This window comes from Nocardioides sp. Z50_6 (genome assembly GCF_058215755.1).
The window spans coordinates 369,693-386,710 of the sequence record NZ_JBZAJB010000002.1; the positions used below are offsets into that span (position 1 = coordinate 369,693).

14 protein-coding genes are annotated in these 17,018 nt (G+C 73.1%); 8 read left to right on the forward strand and 6 right to left on the reverse strand.

The genetic code is table 11. The features are described 5' to 3' along the window. Nucleotides 1-132: 132 nt before the first annotated feature. Genes AC4BGE_RS06435 through AC4BGE_RS06450 form a run of 4 tightly spaced genes read left to right on the forward strand, consistent with a single transcriptional unit; the run spans nucleotide 133 to nucleotide 4,109 of the window. A complete protein-coding gene (locus AC4BGE_RS06435) occupies nucleotides 133-918 on the forward strand; it encodes an ABC transporter ATP-binding protein (RefSeq protein WP_490574721.1) in 786 nt (261 codons plus the stop codon). After that, on the forward strand, nucleotides 915-2,843 hold the full coding sequence (locus tag AC4BGE_RS06440) for an FtsX-like permease family protein (RefSeq protein WP_490574722.1): 1,929 nt from the start codon (nucleotides 915-917) through the stop codon (nucleotides 2,841-2,843). Before AC4BGE_RS06435 ends, AC4BGE_RS06440 begins: the two co-directional genes overlap by 4 nt. A gap of 26 nt (nucleotides 2,844-2,869) precedes the next feature. Then, nucleotides 2,870-3,553: an NAD-dependent deacylase gene (locus tag AC4BGE_RS06445; RefSeq protein WP_490574723.1), complete on the forward strand. Its 684-nt coding sequence runs from the start codon at nucleotides 2,870-2,872 to the stop codon at nucleotides 3,551-3,553. Nucleotides 3,554-3,593: 40 nt separating this feature from the next. Next, nucleotides 3,594-4,109, forward strand: coding sequence for a DUF4333 domain-containing protein (locus tag AC4BGE_RS06450; protein ID WP_490572516.1), 516 nt, complete (start codon nucleotides 3,594-3,596; stop codon nucleotides 4,107-4,109). Between the two features lie 32 nt (nucleotides 4,110-4,141). Here AC4BGE_RS06450 and AC4BGE_RS06455 read toward each other — a convergent pair whose 3' ends face one another. Then, the gene (locus AC4BGE_RS06455) at nucleotides 4,142-5,926 is read right to left on the reverse strand and encodes a GAF domain-containing sensor histidine kinase (RefSeq protein WP_490574724.1); all 1,785 of its coding nucleotides are present in this window, start codon (nucleotides 5,924-5,926) and stop codon (nucleotides 4,142-4,144) included. A gap of 106 nt (nucleotides 5,927-6,032) precedes the next feature. On the opposite strand from AC4BGE_RS06455, the gene AC4BGE_RS06460 reads away from it, so the two are divergent. From AC4BGE_RS06460 to AC4BGE_RS06470, 3 genes are all read left to right on the forward strand, one after another. Next, a complete protein-coding gene (locus AC4BGE_RS06460) occupies nucleotides 6,033-7,178 on the forward strand; it encodes an acyl-CoA dehydrogenase family protein (protein ID WP_490572514.1) in 1,146 nt (381 codons plus the stop codon). A gap of 143 nt (nucleotides 7,179-7,321) precedes the next feature. Continuing rightward, nucleotides 7,322-8,050 carry a VIT1/CCC1 transporter family protein gene (locus AC4BGE_RS06465; protein WP_490574725.1) on the forward strand — a complete coding sequence of 243 codons (729 nt, stop codon included), beginning with the start codon at nucleotides 7,322-7,324 and terminating at the stop codon, nucleotides 8,048-8,050. A 40-nt stretch (nucleotides 8,051-8,090) separates the two neighbouring features. Continuing rightward, nucleotides 8,091-8,984, forward strand: a complete 894-nt coding sequence (locus tag AC4BGE_RS06470) for a glycoside hydrolase family protein (protein ID WP_490572512.1) — start codon at nucleotides 8,091-8,093, stop codon at nucleotides 8,982-8,984. On the opposite strand, the gene AC4BGE_RS06475 is transcribed toward AC4BGE_RS06470, so the two are convergent. Next, on the reverse strand, nucleotides 8,971-9,945 hold the full coding sequence (locus AC4BGE_RS06475; protein WP_490572511.1) for a sulfotransferase family protein: 975 nt from the start codon (nucleotides 9,943-9,945) through the stop codon (nucleotides 8,971-8,973). The two genes, AC4BGE_RS06470 and AC4BGE_RS06475, sit on opposite strands and share 14 nt — an antisense overlap. A 192-nt stretch (nucleotides 9,946-10,137) precedes the next feature. Between AC4BGE_RS06475 and thpR the strand changes: the two genes are divergently transcribed. After that, a complete protein-coding gene (thpR, locus tag AC4BGE_RS06480; protein WP_490574726.1) occupies nucleotides 10,138-10,713 on the forward strand; it encodes an RNA 2',3'-cyclic phosphodiesterase in 576 nt (191 codons plus the stop codon). Nucleotides 10,714-10,796: 83 nt separating this feature from the next. Here thpR and pntB read toward each other — a convergent pair whose 3' ends face one another. From pntB to AC4BGE_RS06500, 4 genes are all read right to left on the reverse strand, one after another. Beyond that, nucleotides 10,797-12,263 (reverse strand): Re/Si-specific NAD(P)(+) transhydrogenase subunit beta, encoded by a 1,467-nt coding sequence (gene pntB, locus AC4BGE_RS06485; RefSeq protein ID WP_490572509.1) that lies wholly within the window; start codon nucleotides 12,261-12,263, stop codon nucleotides 10,797-10,799. A gap of 3 nt (nucleotides 12,264-12,266) precedes the next feature. Next, complete coding sequence (locus tag AC4BGE_RS06490) at nucleotides 12,267-13,796, reverse strand: Re/Si-specific NAD(P)(+) transhydrogenase subunit alpha (RefSeq protein WP_490574727.1); 1,530 nt, start codon at nucleotides 13,794-13,796, stop codon at nucleotides 12,267-12,269. A 171-nt stretch (nucleotides 13,797-13,967) separates the two neighbouring features. Beyond that, complete coding sequence (locus AC4BGE_RS06495; RefSeq protein ID WP_490574728.1) at nucleotides 13,968-16,274, reverse strand: MMPL family transporter; 2,307 nt, start codon at nucleotides 16,272-16,274, stop codon at nucleotides 13,968-13,970. Between the two features lie 77 nt (nucleotides 16,275-16,351). After that, the gene (locus AC4BGE_RS06500) at nucleotides 16,352-16,990 is read right to left on the reverse strand and encodes a TetR/AcrR family transcriptional regulator (RefSeq protein ID WP_490574729.1); all 639 of its coding nucleotides are present in this window, start codon (nucleotides 16,988-16,990) and stop codon (nucleotides 16,352-16,354) included. Between the last annotated feature and the right edge of the window lie 28 nt (nucleotides 16,991-17,018).

Here is a 17,018-nt window from a genome sequence, read left to right on the forward strand (position 1 = left end):
CGCCGGGGTCGCAGCCGGCCGGTTGCATCGAAGGATGGAACCCGCCGATCTCCATCCCGCGGCGCTCGCGGCAGGGGTGGGCGGAAACCTAACGTCGAAGGCGTTCCCCCCGCCTCGACCCAGGAGCCCCCGATGACCACCTCCACCCCCGACCGGAGCCCGGTCCACAGCACCGGCACCGGCACCGATGCCGGCACCGACGCCATCCGGCTGCTCGACGTCCACCGCCAGTACGACGGCACCGCGGCGCCGGTCCACGCCCTGCGCGGCGTCTCGCTGACGCTCCCCACCGGCTCGTTCACCGCGGTGACCGGCCCGTCCGGCTCGGGCAAGTCGACCCTGCTCCACTGCGCGGCCGGACTCGACGTGCCGACCAGCGGCAGCGTCGTCGTCGGCGGCCACGACATCAGCCTCCTCTCCCCCGACGCCCTGACCCGGTTCCGCCGTGAGCACGTCGGCTTCGTCTTCCAGGAGTACAACCTGGTCGCCCACCTCAGCGTCACCGACAACGTGCAGCTCCCGCTCGTGCTGGCCGGTCGCGAGCCGGACCTGGCCTGGCAGACCCAGCTGCTGGAGACCGTCGGCCTGGCCGGGATGGAGGACCGCCGCCCGGGCGAGCTCTCCGGCGGGCAGGCCCAGCGGGTCGCGATCGCACGGGCGCTGCTGACCCGGCCCACCGTCGTCTTCGCCGACGAGCCGACCGGCGCGCTCGACTCGCGCACCGGCGCCGGGGTGCTCGCGCTGCTCCGCGACACCGCTCGACGGCTCGGGCAGACCGTGGTCGTGGTGACCCACGACGCCCAGGTGGCCGCCACCGCCGACCGGGTGCTCTTCCTCGCCGACGGCCGGCTGGTCGACCAGCTCGACGACCCGACCGCCGAGACCGTCGCCGCTCGCATGCTCGGACTGGGCCGATGAGCGCCATGTGGCGGCTGGCCCGCTCCGGTGCGACCGCGCACCTGCCCGGGCTCGCCGGCACCTTCCTGGTGCTCGCGCTGGCGGGGGCCCTGCTCTCGGCCACCGGCGTGCTGATCGAGTCCGGGCTCCGCTCCGGCGGCGACTCCGGACTGCTGGTCGCGCTCGCCACCTCGTTCTCCGGCACCGCGCTGATGATGGTCGTCCTGGTCGTCGCCGCCACGGTCTCGCTGGCCCTGAGGCAGCGCCAGCGCGACTTCGCCCTGCTCCGCGCTGTCGGGGCGACCCGCCGCCAGGTACGGCGGATGGTCGGCCTGGAGATCGTGCTGATCACCCTGGTCGCGGCGCCCCTCGGCGCGGTCCCCGGCCTCTTCGTCGTCCGGCTGCTGACCCCGCTGCTCGTCGACGACCAGGTGGTGGCGCCGGGGTTCGCGACGACGACCTCGCCGCTCCCGGTGGTCGCCGCCACGCTGATCCTGCTCCCCGTCGCCTACCTGGCGGCCCGGCTGGCCACCCGCGAGACCCTGCGCACCCCGCCCACCACCGCGGTCCGCGGCAGCGTCGTCGAGCCGCGCGGGCTCAACCGGGCCCGCCGCGTCTCCGCGCTCGTCCTGACGGTCGCCGGCCTCACCGCGGCGTTCAGCCCGCTCGTCGTCCCGGGGACGATCGGCAGCGCGGCCGCCGCGCTCTCGGCGTTCCTGCTCGTGGGGGCGGCGGCGCTCGCCGGTCCCCTGCTGGTCGGGTGGCTGCTCGGCACCACCAGCCGGCTCGGCGGCGGCCCCGCCACCCGGCTGGCGCTGGCCAACACCCGCGGCTTCTCGCGGCGGCTGACCACCGCGGTGGTCCCGCTCGCGCTGGCGGTCTCCGTGGGCACGGTGCAGAGCACCGTCGACGACACCGTGGTGGAGGCCGCCGCCCAGCAGCTGGCCGACGGCCTCCGGGCCGACCTGGTCGTCGCGCCCGGCAGCGGCACCGGCACCGGCACCGGCAGCGGGAAGGAGGCGCGCCTCGCGGAGCTCGCCGCCCTGCCCGGCGTCGAGGCGGCGGTCCCGCTCTCCTCGGTCGCGGCCCGGGTGCGCACCGACGACGAGATGGGGGGCTTCGGGGGCGACTCCACCAGCGCCCTGGCCTGGGAGTCGATGCGGCTCTCCGCCCTCCCCGCCGGCGGTGTCGGGGGAACGCTCGACGTGGGCGTCGTGGACGGCGCGCTCGCCGACCTGGACCGCCTCGACACCGTGGCGATCAGCGTCGACGCCCGGCTCGAGACGGGCAAGGGGGTGGGCGAGGCGATCACCGTCCGCTGGGGGGAGGGCCCCGAGGCACGGGCGACGGTGGTCGCGGTCTACGACCGGGGCCTCGGGTTCGGCGACTTCCTGGTCGGCGGGGCCACCCCCGCGGCGCACGGCGTCGACCCCCGTCTGGAGAGCGTGCTGCTGCGTGCCCCGGACGCCGGGGGCGCCGGGGCCACCACCGTTCTGCGCGACGCCGTCACGGGCCTCGGCCTCACCGCGATGACCGAGCAGGAGTACGTCGCCTCCGCGCGCGCGGCGGGCTCCAGCGGCACGCTGTCGACGGTGCTGCTGCTCGCCCTGCTGGTCTTCGTGGGGGTGGCGGGCGCCAACACCCTGGCGCTCACCACGGCCGGCCGGCGCAGCGAGCTGAACCTGCTGCGCCGGACCGGTGCCACCGGCCGCCAGCTGGTCGCGATGGCCGGTGTCGAGGCCCTGGTGGTCGGGGTGGCGGCGTGGGCGATCGGCACGGTGGCGGTGGTCCCGGCCACGCTGGGCGTGGGACTGGGCCTCCTCGGTCCGACGGTGCCCCCCGTCGATCTGGCGACCTACGGCGCGCTCACCCTGGCCGTCTTCCTGGTGCCGCTGCTGACGATGGTGCCGGTGGTGCGCACCCTGGCCCGGTCCACGGCCGGGTGACGGCCCCCGTGGTAATACTCGTGACCATGAAGGTCGTCGTCCTCACCGGCGCGGGCATCTCCGCCGAGAGCGGGGTGCCCACCTTCCGCGACGCCGACGGGCTCTGGGAGGGCCACGACCCGATGACGGTCGCCACCCCGGAGGCCTACGACGCCGACCCGGATCTCGTGCACCGGTTCTACGACGAGCGCCGCGCGGCGCTGGGGCGGGTGGAGCCCAACGCGGCACACCGGGCGCTGGCGCGGCTCGAGGAGGCGCTGGGCGACGACCTGCTGCTGGTCACCCAGAACGTCGACGACCTGCACGAGCGCGGCGGCTCGGAGCGGGTGCACCACATGCACGGCCGCCTCGACTCCGCCTGGTGCACGGCCTGCGACGCCCGCCACGAGTGGCACGGGCCGCTCGGGCACCGTCCGCCCTGTCCGGCCTGCGGCGCCCGGGAGCTGCGGCCCGACATCGTCTGGTTCGGCGAGGTGCCCCACGGCATGGACCTGGTGGAGGACGCGCTGTGGGAGTGCGACCTCTTCGTCGCCGTCGGGACCTCCGGACTCGTCTACCCGGCCGCCGCCTTCGTGCACTGGGCGCGCGGCGACACCCTCGAGCTCAACCTGGGCGCCAGCGTGGGCGCAGGTGACTTCGCCCGCGCCCGCCAGGGCCCGGCCACCGAGCTGGTCCCGGCCTGGGTCGAGGAGATGCTCACCGGGCGCTGAGGCCGGTCCGCGGGCGCCGGTGTCTGGTTGACTGACCCGCATGCGACGCATGCCCTCCCGTCTCCTGCCCGCCGCCGGAGCCGCCCTGCTGCTGGCCCTCGGCGCCTGCGGCACCCAGGCCTCGGCGATCGACTCCGCCACGCTCAAGGAGCGGGTCGAGGAGGGCATCACCGGTGAGGACGCCGACACGCTGACCGTGGAGTGCACCGAGGACCTCGACGCCGAGGTCGACGCCACGGCCGACTGCGTCGTCTCCGACGCCGAGGACGGCCGCACCGGGGTGCGGTTCACCACCACCGAGGTCGACGGCGAGAAGCTCTCCTACGACACCATGCCGTTCCTGGAGCCCGAGACGCTGGAGACGACCCTGGCCGCCCAGCTCGGTGAGCAGGGGATCGACGTGACCGAGGTCGAGTGCCCCGAGGAGCTCGAGGGGATCCCCGACTCGACCACCGAGTGCACGGCCGTCTCCGCGGGTGAGGAGGGCGTCATCGAGCTGACCACGACCGACATCGACGGCCTGCGCGTCGGGTTCGACTGGAAGGTCGTGGGCTGACCCGAGCCCTCCCCTGTCCCCGGGCCGACGTCCTACTCCGCCCCCACCGGCAGCCAGATCCGGACGACGGTCCCGCGGCCGAGCTCGGACTCCACCGTCACGGTGCCGCCGTGGCCCTCGACGATCCGCTGCACGATCGGCAGGCCGAGACCCGTCCCCGGCCGGGCCAGTGCCTCGGGGTTGGTGGAGCGGAAGAAGTGCGCGAAGAGCCGGGCCTGGTCGGCCTGGCTGATGCCCAGCCCCTCGTCCTCGCAGGTGAGGAGCACGCCGCGGCCGCTCGGGGTCAGCCACAGCCGGACCGTGTCGCCGGCCGCGGAGTACTTGACCGCGTTGCCCACCACGTTGACCAGCACCCGCAGCAGGCCCTCGTGGTCCCCGAGCACGGTCGTCCCCGGGGGCGGAGGCGCCACCACCAGGGTGACCCGGTGCTGCTCGACGTCGAGGCGCAGGGCTTCCTCCACCTCCGCCATCAGGGCGCCGAGGTCCAACGGCGCCCGCCGGCGTGCGAGGCCGCCGGCCCCCAGCCGGCTCAGGACCAGCAGGTCGTCGGCCAGCGCATGGACCCGGCGGGCGGCGCGGGCCATCGCGCGTCGACTCTCCTCCCCGGCGTCCTGCGGGAGCGACCCGGAGTCGAGCATCTCCAGGTGCCCCAGGATCACCCCGATCGGGTTCTTCAGCTCGTGGGCGACGGTGGAGAGGAGCTCCTGCCGGTAGTCGTCCATCCGCCGCAGCTCCTCGTTGAGCTGGCGCTCGCTCTCCAGCGCCCGCGCCTGGAGGATCGCGCTGGCCAGGTCCTGACCGACGTCGAGGGCCGCGGAGCTCTCGCTGTCGGTCCACCGGGCGCCACCCGGGCGGCGGTGGATGACCAGGGCGCCGAGCAGGCGGCCCGCCGTGCCGATCGGCACCAGCACCAGCGCCGCCATCCCGGCCTCGACCAGGCTCCGGCCGAGCAGCTCGTGGTGCTCGGCCTCGAGGTCGGGGTCGCCCCACACCTGCTCGGGCTCGACGATCAGCACCCGTTCGTGGCGCCAGGCCCGGATCATCGCCTCCTCGATGCCGACGAAGAAGTCGCGACCCACGCCGTCCGCCCCGCGCGTCTCGACCAGGGGGTCGAGGACGTGGAGCTCGAGACGCTCCGCGCAGAAGGCGTCCTTGAGCTCCTGGGTCGCCATCTGCAGCACCTCCGGCAGCTGGAGCCGGCCGCTCGCGCTCCGGATCATCGTCCGGGCCGCCTGGGCCATCCGGACCTGCTGGGCCAGCCCCTCCCGCTCGACGGTGGTGACGACGGCCCGGAACGCCAGCTGCAGGGCGTCCGAGAGCGCCAGCAGCTCGGCGGGCGTCGGCCGTCGCCCGCTCGCCGGCTGGTCGAGGTGGAGCACGGCCCGCAGCTCCCCGGCGTCGTCGTGGAGCCGCGCCACCAGCATGTCCTGGGGCCGCCACGCGTCCTGGTGCGGCGACTCGGGGAGCTCCGGCACGTAGGCGTACCGGCCGACGACGTCGTAGGCGTCGCGGCTGAGCCACTCGGCGGCCACGAAGGTCAGCTGCCCGAAGGTCGCCCCGCAGGTGAACGCCGGGGCCTTGGCCTCCAGCGGCACCCCGTGGCCCAGCAGCCACCCCTCCGGGGGCAGGCGGCCGGCGGCGGCCACCGTCTCCAGCATGCTGTCGGCCCGGAGCACCTCGATCGCGCACACCGCGAAGCCCGAACGGTGCGCCACGTCCTCCGCGATCTGCTGGAGCGCCTGACGGTCCGTAGCACCGCCCCAGGCCCCGGAGCGCGGCCGTGCCGCGGCCCGGTCCTCTCGGTCCTTGTCCTGCACAGCACCCCCCTACCCGCGGCAGCCCGGCCCGGGACGGCTCCTCCGCGAGTGACTGTATTCCCCGGCGCGCTGTCGCGCCTCCTGACTGGTGAGTAACCTTGAGGACATGACGCGCGACATCTACGACGAGGACCACGAGGCCTTCCGCGCCTCGGTCAAGGAATTCCTGGACCGGCAGGTCGTCCCCCACCTCGAGGAGTACGAGAAGAACCACGGCCTCACCCGCCAGTTCTGGCTCGACGCCGGGGCGCAGGGGCTGCTGGGGCTCGAGATCCCCGAGGAGCACGGCGGCGTCGACGCCGGCGACTACCGCTTCAACGCGGTCCTCACCGAGGAGCTGGCCAAGGTCAACATGACCCTGCCCTCGTGCGTGGGCATCCACGCCGACATCACCGCCCCCTACCTGGTGCACCTGACCAACGAGGAGCAGCGCAAGCGCTGGCTGCCCGGCGTCGCCTCCGGCGAGACGCTGCTCGCCATCGGCATGACCGAGCCCGGCGGTGGCTCCGACCTCGCCAACCTCAAGACCACCGCGGTCCGCGACGGCGACGACTGGATCATCAACGGCTCCAAGACCTTCATCACCAACGGCGGCTCCGCCGACATCGTGGTGGTGGCGGCGCGCACCGCCCCGGAGAAGAAGGCCAAGGGCATCTCCCTCTTCGCCGTCGACACCAAGACCCCCGGGTTCTCCGTCGGCCGGGTGCTGGACAAGGTCGGCCAGGACGACTCCGACACCGCCGAGCTCTCCTTCGAGGACGTCCGGGTCAGCAACGACGACCTGGTCGGCCCGCTCGACACCGGCTTCATCTCGATGATGCAGTTCCTGCCGCAGGAGCGCCTCGGCACCGCGATCACCGGGGTCGCGCACGCCAAGCAGATCCTCGAGGAGACCGTCCAGTACGCCAAGGACCGGGTGGCCTTCGGCCAGCCGATCGGCAAGTTCCAGAACACCCAGTTCCTGCTGGCCGACCTGGTCACCCGGGTCGAGGTGGCCGAGGCCTACATCGACCAGTGCGTCATGCGGCACACCCGCAAGGAGCTGACCGCGGTCGACGCCGCGAAGGCCAAGTGGTGGGCCACCCAGGTGCAGTCCGAGGTCCTCGACCACTGCCTGCAGATCCACGGCGGCTACGGCTACATGAACGAGTACCGGGTGGCGCGCGCCTGGCGCGACGCCCGCGTCACCAAGATCTGGGCCGGGTCCAACGAGATCATGAAGATGCTGATCGCGCGCGACCTGGGTCTCTGACCCGGCACCACCGCGCAGCGGTGCGGTGCGCGGGGCCTCGTCCTCGGCGCACCGCACCGGTTCCTCGGCCACCGGTCGACCAGCCCGCCACGCAGGGCCGCCCGACCCTTGCCCCACCCGCCCCGAGCGGGTCTGATGGGGCCATGAGCGACCCGACCACCGGCTCTCCGGGCCCGCACGAGGACGAGCCGCACGAGCAGAGCTTCGCCTCGCGGCTCAACTGGCTGCGCGCGGGCGTGCTCGGGGCCAACGACGGCATCGTCTCCACCGCGGGCCTGGTGGTCGGCGTCGCCGGGGCCACCGAGGCCACCTCCGCCGTGCTGGTCGCCGGCGTCGCGGGGCTGGTCTCCGGCTCGATCAGCATGGCCGCCGGCGAGTACGTCTCGGTCAGCACCCAGCGCGACTCCGAGCTGGCCCTGCTCGAGAGGGAGCGGGCCGAGCTGCGCGACGACCCGGAGGCCGAGCTGTCCGAGCTGGCGGGGCTCTACGTCGCCCGGGGGGTCAGCGAGCGGGTCGCCCTGGAGGTGGCCAAGGAGCTCACCGAGCACGACGCCCTGGCCGCCCATGCGGAGGTCGAGCTGGGCATCGACTCCCAGGAGCAGACCAACCCCTGGCACGCCGCCTTGGCCTCGATGCTCTCGTTCACCCTCGGCGCCCTGCTGCCGTTGCTGGTGATCGTCTTCTCGCCGGTCGACCTGCGGGTCTACATCACCGCCGCGTCCGTGGCCGTGATGCTGGCCCTCACCGGCTGGGTCAGCGCCCGGCTCGGCGGCTCCCCGGCGGGGCGTGCGGTGGTCCGCAACGTCTGCGGCGGGGTCTTCGCCATGGTCGTCACCCACGTCGTGGGGCTGCTGATCGGCGGCCAGGTCTGAGCCCGTGCCCAAACTCGATAGGTTCGGTACGCTTTAACGCATGAGCCTGCCCACCCTGCCGCTGCCCGAGCTCGACGGAGCCGAGGTCGTCGTCGCCGCCCCGGGGTCCGGACCCGGCCACTGGGCCGGCGCGGCCACGGTCACCCTGGTCGACGACGCCTTCTGGCTGGCCTACCGGGTGCGCCGGCCGCTGAGCGCGGGCCGGGGCCTGTCCACGGTGGTGGCCACCTCGGCCGACGGCGTCCGCTTCCACACGGTGGCCCAGGTCTTCCGCGACGACCTCGGCGCCGAGTCGTTCGAGCGGCCGGTCGTGCTGCGCCGTCCCGACGGCGGCTGGCGCCTCTACCTCTCCTGCGCCACCCCCGGCTCCAAGCACTGGTGGATCGAGGCGCTGGACGCCGACACTCCGCAGGGCCTGCCCGCCGGCCGCCGCACGGTGGTGCTGCCCGGCGACGAGCGGGTGGCGGTCAAGGACCCGGTGATCCTCGAGCGCGACGGACGGTGGGAGATGTGGGTGTGCGAGCACCCGCTGACCGAGCCCGGCCAGGAGGACCGGATGAGCACCGCCTACCTGACCAGCGACGACGGCCTGGTCTGGCAGCGGCAGGGCACGGTGCTGGCACCGCGGCCCGGCGCCTGGGACGCCCGCGGCGCCCGCGTCACCGCCGTCCTCTCCCGGGAGCCGCTGACGGTGCTCTACGACGGCCGCGCCCGGGCCGAGGACAACTGGCACGAGACCACCGGGATCGCCCGGGCCGAGGACGGGGTCCTGGTCGCCGACGACTCCGTCCCCCCGCTGCGCTCGCCGCACTCCGACGGCGCGCTGCGCTACGCCTCGGCCGTCCCGCTGCCCGACGGCTCCACCCGGTTCTACGTCGAGGTCGCCCGCCCCGACGGGGCGCACGACCTGGTGACCTCGCTCAGCCGGCCCTGACCGCGCCGCTGCGGCTGGAGAAGGTGCCGCCCTCGCGGTAGGCCCGCCAGTCGGCGAACGACTCGCCGGTCAGCTGCTCGAGCAGCGCGATGTCGGGCAGGTGCGGCTCCAACAGGGAGGCCCGCTGCTCCGGGGTGAGCCGGGGGCGCGACTCGTCGCCCCCGCGGTGCAGCCGGGCGACCAGCGGGCGGCTCACGGTGCGCCAGACCTCCGGCGGGAGGAACTGCCCCACCGCCGCGCCGGCCCGGATCACCGGGGCCAGCGCACGCACCCGGGCACCGTCGCGGACGAAGGGCCGCGAGTTGTCCCGCGGGATCGAGGCCACGTCGGCGGTGTCGACGCCGAGGAAGCGGAAGACCCGGTCGAGCGCCTGGGAGGGCTGGTCGACCAGCTCGCGGTAGCGCAGCAGCAGCAGCTGCTCGCGCGGGAAGTGGTCGAGCAGGTCGGCCAGCTGGCGGCCGTACATGCCCACGTTGCGGTAGTGCCAGAACGGCGCCCAGCCGGCGTCGATGCGCTGCTGCTCGCGTGCCACCGCCTCGAGGATGTCGCCGCGCGGCTCGAGGCCGTCGGTCCACAGGTGCATCCAGTTGGAGTAGGCGCGGTCGACCGGGTCGCGCAGCACCGCCACCAGCCTCGCGTCGGGCCGGTCCGCGGCGATCCGGCGGCGGGCGTCGCGGTTGTAGAGGTAGAACGGAGTGCTCTCGCCGGCCAGCACGCCCTCGGGCACGTCGCGGAAGAGGTCGAGGTAGCGCCGGCGCTGCCAGATCCACTCCCGGTTGCTGTGCGCGTCGCCCGGCCCCTTGTAGGCGGGAGGCGGCGAGTCGCCGCACATGTAGTACTTCGGCTCCTTGATCCGGCTCATGTGCAGCTGCGGGTGCTGGGCCAGCGCGGCGTGCAACGCGCTGGTGCCGGCCTTCGGGGCACCGATCAGGAAGAAGTCCGGGAGACGATCCGTCGCCATTCCAAAAGACTAGTGATCTAGGTGGGTTTGACAAGGGGCGTCCATGCCCGGCGCGGGGCCGCCCGGCGGCGACGTCCGGCCAGCGACCTCGCGGGCGGGTGGAGAAGTGCGCAGCGGACACCGCTGTCCCACACTGTGAGCAGCCCGACGGCAGAGGGCGGCGCCGGGCGCCTGAGCAGGAGGAGGTGGGTGATGAGGCTCTTCGTGGCCGTGGTGCCGCCGGCCGGGGCGGTGGAGGACCTCGACGACTTCCTCGAGGTCCGGCGCGACGCCGCGCCGTTCCGGTGGACCCTGGCAGACCAGCTCCACCTGACCCTGGCGTTCCTCCCCGAGGTCGGCGACCGGCACCTCGACGAGCTCGTGGAGCGGCTCGCCCGCGCCGCGAGCCGCCGCAGCCCCTTCCGCACCCGGATCGCCGGGGGCGGCGCCTTCCCCCACGCGGCCGGGGCCAAGGTGCTGTGGGCGGGCCTGGAGCTCGACGAGCCGGGCCGGCTCCAGCTGCGCCGGCTCGCCGAGGGCGCCCGCGCGGCGGCCTCCCGGACCGGGACCACCGTGGAGGGCCGTCGCTTCCGCCCGCACCTGACGGTGGCCAGGACGGGCCGCCCGACCGAGGTCACCCGCTGGGTGCGGCTGCTCGACTCCTACGCCGGACCGCAGTGGCCGGTCGACACCGTGTCGCTGGTCCGCTCGCACCTGGGCGAGGGGCCCCGCCGACGCCCGCGCTACGAGGTGCTCGCCGAGCTCCCGGTCGGGGTCCCCACGTCCTGACCGGGGCGCTCACCCGGGTCCTGCCCGGGTGCCGAGCGGAGGTGCCGAGCGGAGGTGCTGGGCGGAGGACCGCCCAGCACCCGTCAGCGGACGCCGGCCTCCCGCGGCACCGAGCGCAGGATGTCCTCGACCCGCTCCTTGGCGTCGCCGAAGAGCATCCGGGTGTTCTCCTTGAAGAAGAGCGGGTTCTGGACGCCGGCGTAGCCGGTGGCCATGGAGCGCTTGAAGACGATGACCTCGCGGGCGTTCCACACCTCCAGCACGGGCATCCCGGCGATCGGGGAGTCCGGCTCCTCGACCGCGGCCGGGTTGACGGTGTCGTTGGCGCCGATCACCAGGACCACGTCGGTCTCGGGGAGGTCGTCGTTGATCTCGTCCATCTCGAGCACGATGTCGTAGGGCACCTTGGCCTCGGCGAGCAGCACGTTCATGTGACCGGGCAGCCGGCCGGCGACCGGGTGGATGCCGAAGCGCACCTCGACGCCCTTGGCGCGCAGCGCCGCGGTGAGCTCGGCGACCGGGTACTGCGCCTGCGCCACCGCCATGCCGTAGCCGGGGGTGATGACCACCGAGCTCGCGCCGGTGAGCAGCTCGGCGGTCTCCTCGGCGGTGATCTCGCGGTGCTCGCCGTAGTCGCGGTCCGCGCCGGCCGAGCCGCCGTCGGAGCCGAAGCCGCCGGCGATGACGGAGATGAACGAGCGGTTCATCGCCTTGCACATGATGTAGCTCAGGATCGCACCCGAGGAGCCCACCAGGGAGCCGGTGATGATCAGCAGGTCGTTGCTCAGCATGAAGCCCGCCGCGGCCGCCGCCCAGCCCGAGTAGGAGTTCAGCATCGAGACCACGACCGGCATGTCGCCGCCACCGATGGCCGCCACCAGGTGGAAGCCCAGGACCAGCGCCAGGACCGTCATGATCACCAGCGGGACCACCCCGACCTCGACGTCGCCGGTGAGGGTCTCCTGCGACGACATGAACCAGACCATCAGGCCCAGCGAGACCAGCAGGATCGCGCCGTTGAGCAGGTGACGGCCGGGCAGCGTCAGCGGCGAGGACTTCATCTTCGCGCTCAGCTTGAGGTTGGCCACGATCGAGCCGGTGAAGGTGACCGCGCCGATGAAGACGCCGAGGAAGACCTCGACCGCGTGGACCTTGTCGCCGGTGCCGTGCTCGAAGAACGAGTTGAAGCCGACCAGCACGGCGGCCAGGCCGACGAAGCTGTGCAGCAGCGCGATCAGCTCGGGCATCCCGGTCATCTCGACCGTGCGCGCCCGCCAGGCGCCGATGGCACCGCCGATCAGCATCGGGACGGCGATCAGCACCAGGGTGATCGGCAGGTCGCGGTAGCCGGCGTACTGGGACTGGCGGGCGGCGAGCAGCACCGTGGCGACCAGCGCCAGGCCCATGCCGGCCATCCCGGCCTGGTTGCCGCGCATGGCGGTCTCGTGCTTGGAGAGACCGGCCAGCGCGGCGATGAAGAGCACGCCGGCGATGATGTAGAGGCCCTGGACCAGGCCCACCAGCTCCGAGGACGTCAGGAAGTCGTTCATGGCTCAGTCCTTCCGGAACATCTCGAGCATGCGGAGGGTGACCAGGAAGCCACCGAAGATGTTGATGCTCGCCACCAGCACGGCCACCACGGCCAGTGCGGAGACCAGCAGGCTCTCGGAGCCCACCTGCAGGATGCCGCCGACCACGATGATCCCGGAGATCGCGTTGGTCTCGCTCATCAGCGGGGTGTGCAGCGCGTGCGCCACGTTGGAGATCACGTAGTAGCCGACGAAGACGGCCAGCGCGAAGACGGTGAAGTGGTTGAGGAACGCGCCCGGCGAGACCGTGGCGAGCGCCGCGAAGGCGACCGCGCCCAGGGCGGCGGCGAAGACCTTGCGGCGGGGGTCCGGCGGCGGCTTCGGCGCCTTCGGCTCCACCGGGGCGGGGGGCGCGGCGGCCGGGGCGGCGGAGACCTGGACCGGCGGCGGCGGCCACATCGACTCGCCGTCGCGGACCACGGTGATGCCACGCTGGACGACGTCGTCCATGTCGAGGACGAGCTCGCCGTCCTTGCCGGGGGTGAGCAGCTTGAAGAGGTTGACGATGTTGGTGCCGTAGAGCTGGCTGGTCTGCGCGGCCAGCCGCCCGGCCAGGTCGGTGTAGCCCAGGATCGTGACCAGGTTGTCGGTCACGATCTTCTCGTCCTTGACCGTGACCTCGCAGTTGCCGCCGTTGGCGGCCGCCATGTCGACGATCACCGAGCCCGGCTTCATCTGGCTCACCGTCTCGGCGCTGATCAGCCGCGGCGCCGGACGCCCCGGGATCAGGGCGGTGGTGATGACGATGTCGGCGGCGCGCGCCTCCTCGTCGTACATCACCGCGGTCGCCTTCTCCTGCTCCGCGGTCATCTCACGCGCATAGCCGTCGGAGGAGACCTCCGCCTCCATGTCGACGGTGACGAACTCCGCGCCCATCGACTGCACCTGCTCGGCGACCTCGGGGCGGACGTCGAAGGCGCGGACGATCGCGCCCATCGCGCCGGCGGCCCCGATCGCGGCCAGGCCCGCCACCCCGGCACCGACCACGAAGACCCGCGCCGGCGGCACCTTGCCCGCCGCCGTCACCTGGCCGGTGAACTGGCGGCCGAAGGAGTGCGCGGCCTCCACCACGGCGCGGTAGCCCGCGACGTTGGCCATCGAGGAGAGCACGTCCATCGACTGGGCGCGCGAGATGCGCGGCACCGCGTCCATCGCCAGCCCGGTCACGCCGGCGGCCTGCAGCTGCTCGAGGAGCTCGGGGCTCCGCGCCGGCGCCATCAGCGAGACCACGCATCCGCCGCGGCGCATCCTGGCGATCTCGTCGGCGGTCGGGGCGTTGACCTTGACCACCACGTCGCTGGACCAGACCTCGGCCGAGTCGGTCACCCGGATGCCGGCCTCGGCGTACGACTCGTCGCGCAGGTCGGCCGCCTGCCCGGCGCCGGACTCCACCACGACCTCGTAGCCGAGCGCGGTGAGCTGCTCCGCCGTTTTGGCCGTGGCCGCGACGAGGGTCTCTCCGTCGCGTGACTCACGAGGGATACCGATCCGCACGAGTTCCTCCTAGTTGTGGGCGGGGTCACCGTACATCGGGTGCTGCGCGGGGCTGTCGTCGTCCACTCGTCGGGACCTCGGAACAGCACGGCACCTCCGGAAAGGACAAGGGCCGCGGCACCCGTGGGTGCCGCGGCCCGTGGCCGTCACGTCGCGCTGGACGCGCGGGGGTCAGACGTAGTCGTCCTCCCGGGTTCCCGCACGCAGGTGGGGACGGTCGAGCTTCTCGCCCTCCACGTCGACGTTGGGGAGGATCCGGTCCAGCCACTTCGGGATCCACCACGCCTTCTCGCCCATCATGTAGAGCAGCGCCGGGATCAGCACCAGCCGGACGATGAAGGCGTCGAAGACGATCGCCGCGGCGAGCGCGAAGCCCATCGACTTGATGATCGGCTCGGTCTGCAGGATGAAGGCGGCGAAGACGGCGATCATGATCGCCGCGGCGGCCGTCACCACCCGCGCGCTGTTGCGGAAGCCGTCGACCACCGCGTCGCGGGTCGACATGCCGTGCACGTGCGCCTCCCGCATCCGGGTCACCAGGAAGACCTGGTAGTCCATCGCGAGGCCGAAGACCATGCCGATCAGGATGATCGGCATGAAGGAGACGATCGGCTGCCCTTCGATGATGCCGAACGTGCCCTTCTGGAAGACCATGACCGTGGCGCCCAGGGTGGCCAGCACCGAGAGCAGGAAGCCCAGGGTGGCGGTCAGCGGGACCAGGATCGAGCGGAAGACCAGGACCAGCAGGATGAACGCCAGCCCGATCACGACCGCCAGGTAGACCGGCAGCGCATCACTGAGCCGGTCCGAGACGTCGGTGGTGATCGCGGTCAGGCCGGTGACGCCGGTGGTGGCGCCGGTCTCCTCCTCGATCTCGGGCTGGCCCTCGCGCAGCGCGTCGAGCAGCTCGGTGGTCTCCTCCTCGTCCGGCCCGGTGGTGGGGGTGACCAGCACCTGGGCACCGGTTCCCTCCTCGTTGGCCATGACGACCTGGGCGTTGGCCACGCCGTCCATCTCTGCCGCCCAGCCGGCGACCGCGCCGAAGGCCTGGCCGCGCTCCTCCTCGGGCAGGTCGCGGGCGTCCACGACGACCACGAGCGGACCCTCGCGGCCGGCGCCGAAGGCCTCAGCGGTCAGGTCGGTGGCCTGCCGCTGGGTGGTGGAGGTCGGCTTGGTGCCGTCGGTCGGGAAGGCCAGGTGCATGTCCTTGATCGGGAAGGCCAGCGCGCCCAGGACCACCACGACGAGCAGCGCGAAGGCGGCAGGCGCCTTGCCCAGCAGCCGGGCCCAGCGGACGCCGTTGTTGATGATGTGGCCGTCGGCCTCGCGCTTGGGGTTGTGCTTGATCACCTGGCCGCCGAAGGCCTTGGACTTGAGCACGCCCAGGAACGCCGGCAGCAGGGTGAGCGCGGCGAGCACGGCCAGCGCCACGCCCGAGGCGGCCGCGAAGCCCATCGAGGCGAGGAACGGGATGTCGACGACGACCAGCGCGGCGAGCGCGATGATCACGGTGAGGCCGGCGAAGACCACCGCGGAGCCGGCGGTGCCGACAGCGACGCCGACGGCCTCCTGCCGGTCGTCGGTGTGGTGCAGCTCGCTGCGGTAGCGGGCCAGGATGAAGAGCGTGTAGTCGATGCCGACCGCGAGGCCGATCATGGTGGCCAGCAGCGGGGTGGTGGAGCCGATGTCGGTGAACGCCGTCATGCCGATGATGCCGATGTTGGTCAGCCCCACCGCGACCAGGGCGATCAGGATCGGCATGCCCGCCGCGACCAGCGAGCCGAAGGTGATGAGCAGGACCAGGAGCGCCACCGCGACGCCGATCGCCTCGGAGGTCAGGCCGAGCTCGGTGATGGCGCTGGTGCCGGAGCCGTTGATCTCCAGGCGCAGGCCGCTGGAGTCCTCGACGTCGGCCATGAGCTCCTCGAGCTGCTCGATGGAGGTGCCCTCCACCTCGGTGGACGCCTCGACGTCCCACTCGAAGCTGACGATGCCGGTGGTCTTGTCCTCCGAGAGCGGGGAGAGCACCTGGGCGTTCTCGCGCGCCACGTCGAGCGGCATGCCGCTCTCCTTGGCCGCGTCGAGGACCATCTTCTGCTGGCCGGCGGCCGCGGTGGCCGGGTCGACCAGCTGCAGCTCCTCGGCCGGAGGCGTCTGGGGCAGGTCGGGGATGCCGGCGAGCAGCTCCTCGAGCGCCTCGACGTTCACCGGGTCCTCCAGGGTCGTGCCCTCGGGCGCGACGGCGACGATGTTGACCGTCGCCTCGGCGAACGGGTCCTCGGCGTTGGGGAAGAGCTCCTGCTGGAGGTCCGAGGCCTTCTCCGAGGGGATGCCCGGGATGGTCAGCGCGTCGTTCATCGGCTTGGACTGGGTGGCGGAGAAGCCGCCGATCGCCAGGAACGCGATCAGCCACGCGAGCAGGAAGAACGGCCAGCGACGGTAGGCCGTCTTGCCGAGTCGGTAGAGCAGGGTTGCCATCTGGGTCAGATCTCCTGAGGAGGTGGGCGGGAACTTCGGTCTGCGGGAACTGCGTCGTACGTCGTGCGGGCCGGGGCCTAGGCGAGCAGCTCTCGGGCGGTGTCCAGGGCCTCGGCGAAGAGGTCGGGCAGGGGGCGGTCGTCGTGCTCCACGGCCAGGCTCTCCAGGCAGCTGTCGAAGAGGGCGACCATCAGCCGGACCAGCATCCGGGCCCGCTGGTCGCCGAACTCCTGCCCCTCGCGGGCGAGGATGTGCTCGACCAGCGTCCCGGCGACCGCCTCGAACCGCTGGTGCACGGCGACGAGCAGCCGCGGCACCTCGGTGAGCACCTGGCGCTGGAGCCGCAGGTCGCGCTCGTGGAACATGTTCTCCGCGAGCACCGCCCGGGCCAGGACCTTGCAGTCCTCCATCAGGTCGCCGGTCGGCCCGCCGGCCCGGAACTCGGCGAAGAGCTCGGGTCCGAGCGCGGGTGCAGGCCCGAGCACGGCGTCCAGCTTGGCGGGGTAGTAGTTGAACAAGGTGCGTCGGGAGACCTCGCTGGCGGCGGCGAGATCCTCCATCGTCCAGCCCTCGAGGCCGCGGTCGCAGGTGAGCCGCAGCGCCTCGCGCATGATCCGGCGGCTGGTCTCCTGGCGCTTCGCCTCGCGCGAGCCCGTCGCGGGCGCGCTCGGCGCCGGTTCGGACGCCGCGCGCTCGGACGTTGCACTCTCGGACATGGAGTGCATTCTTGCACTCCGGTGGTTG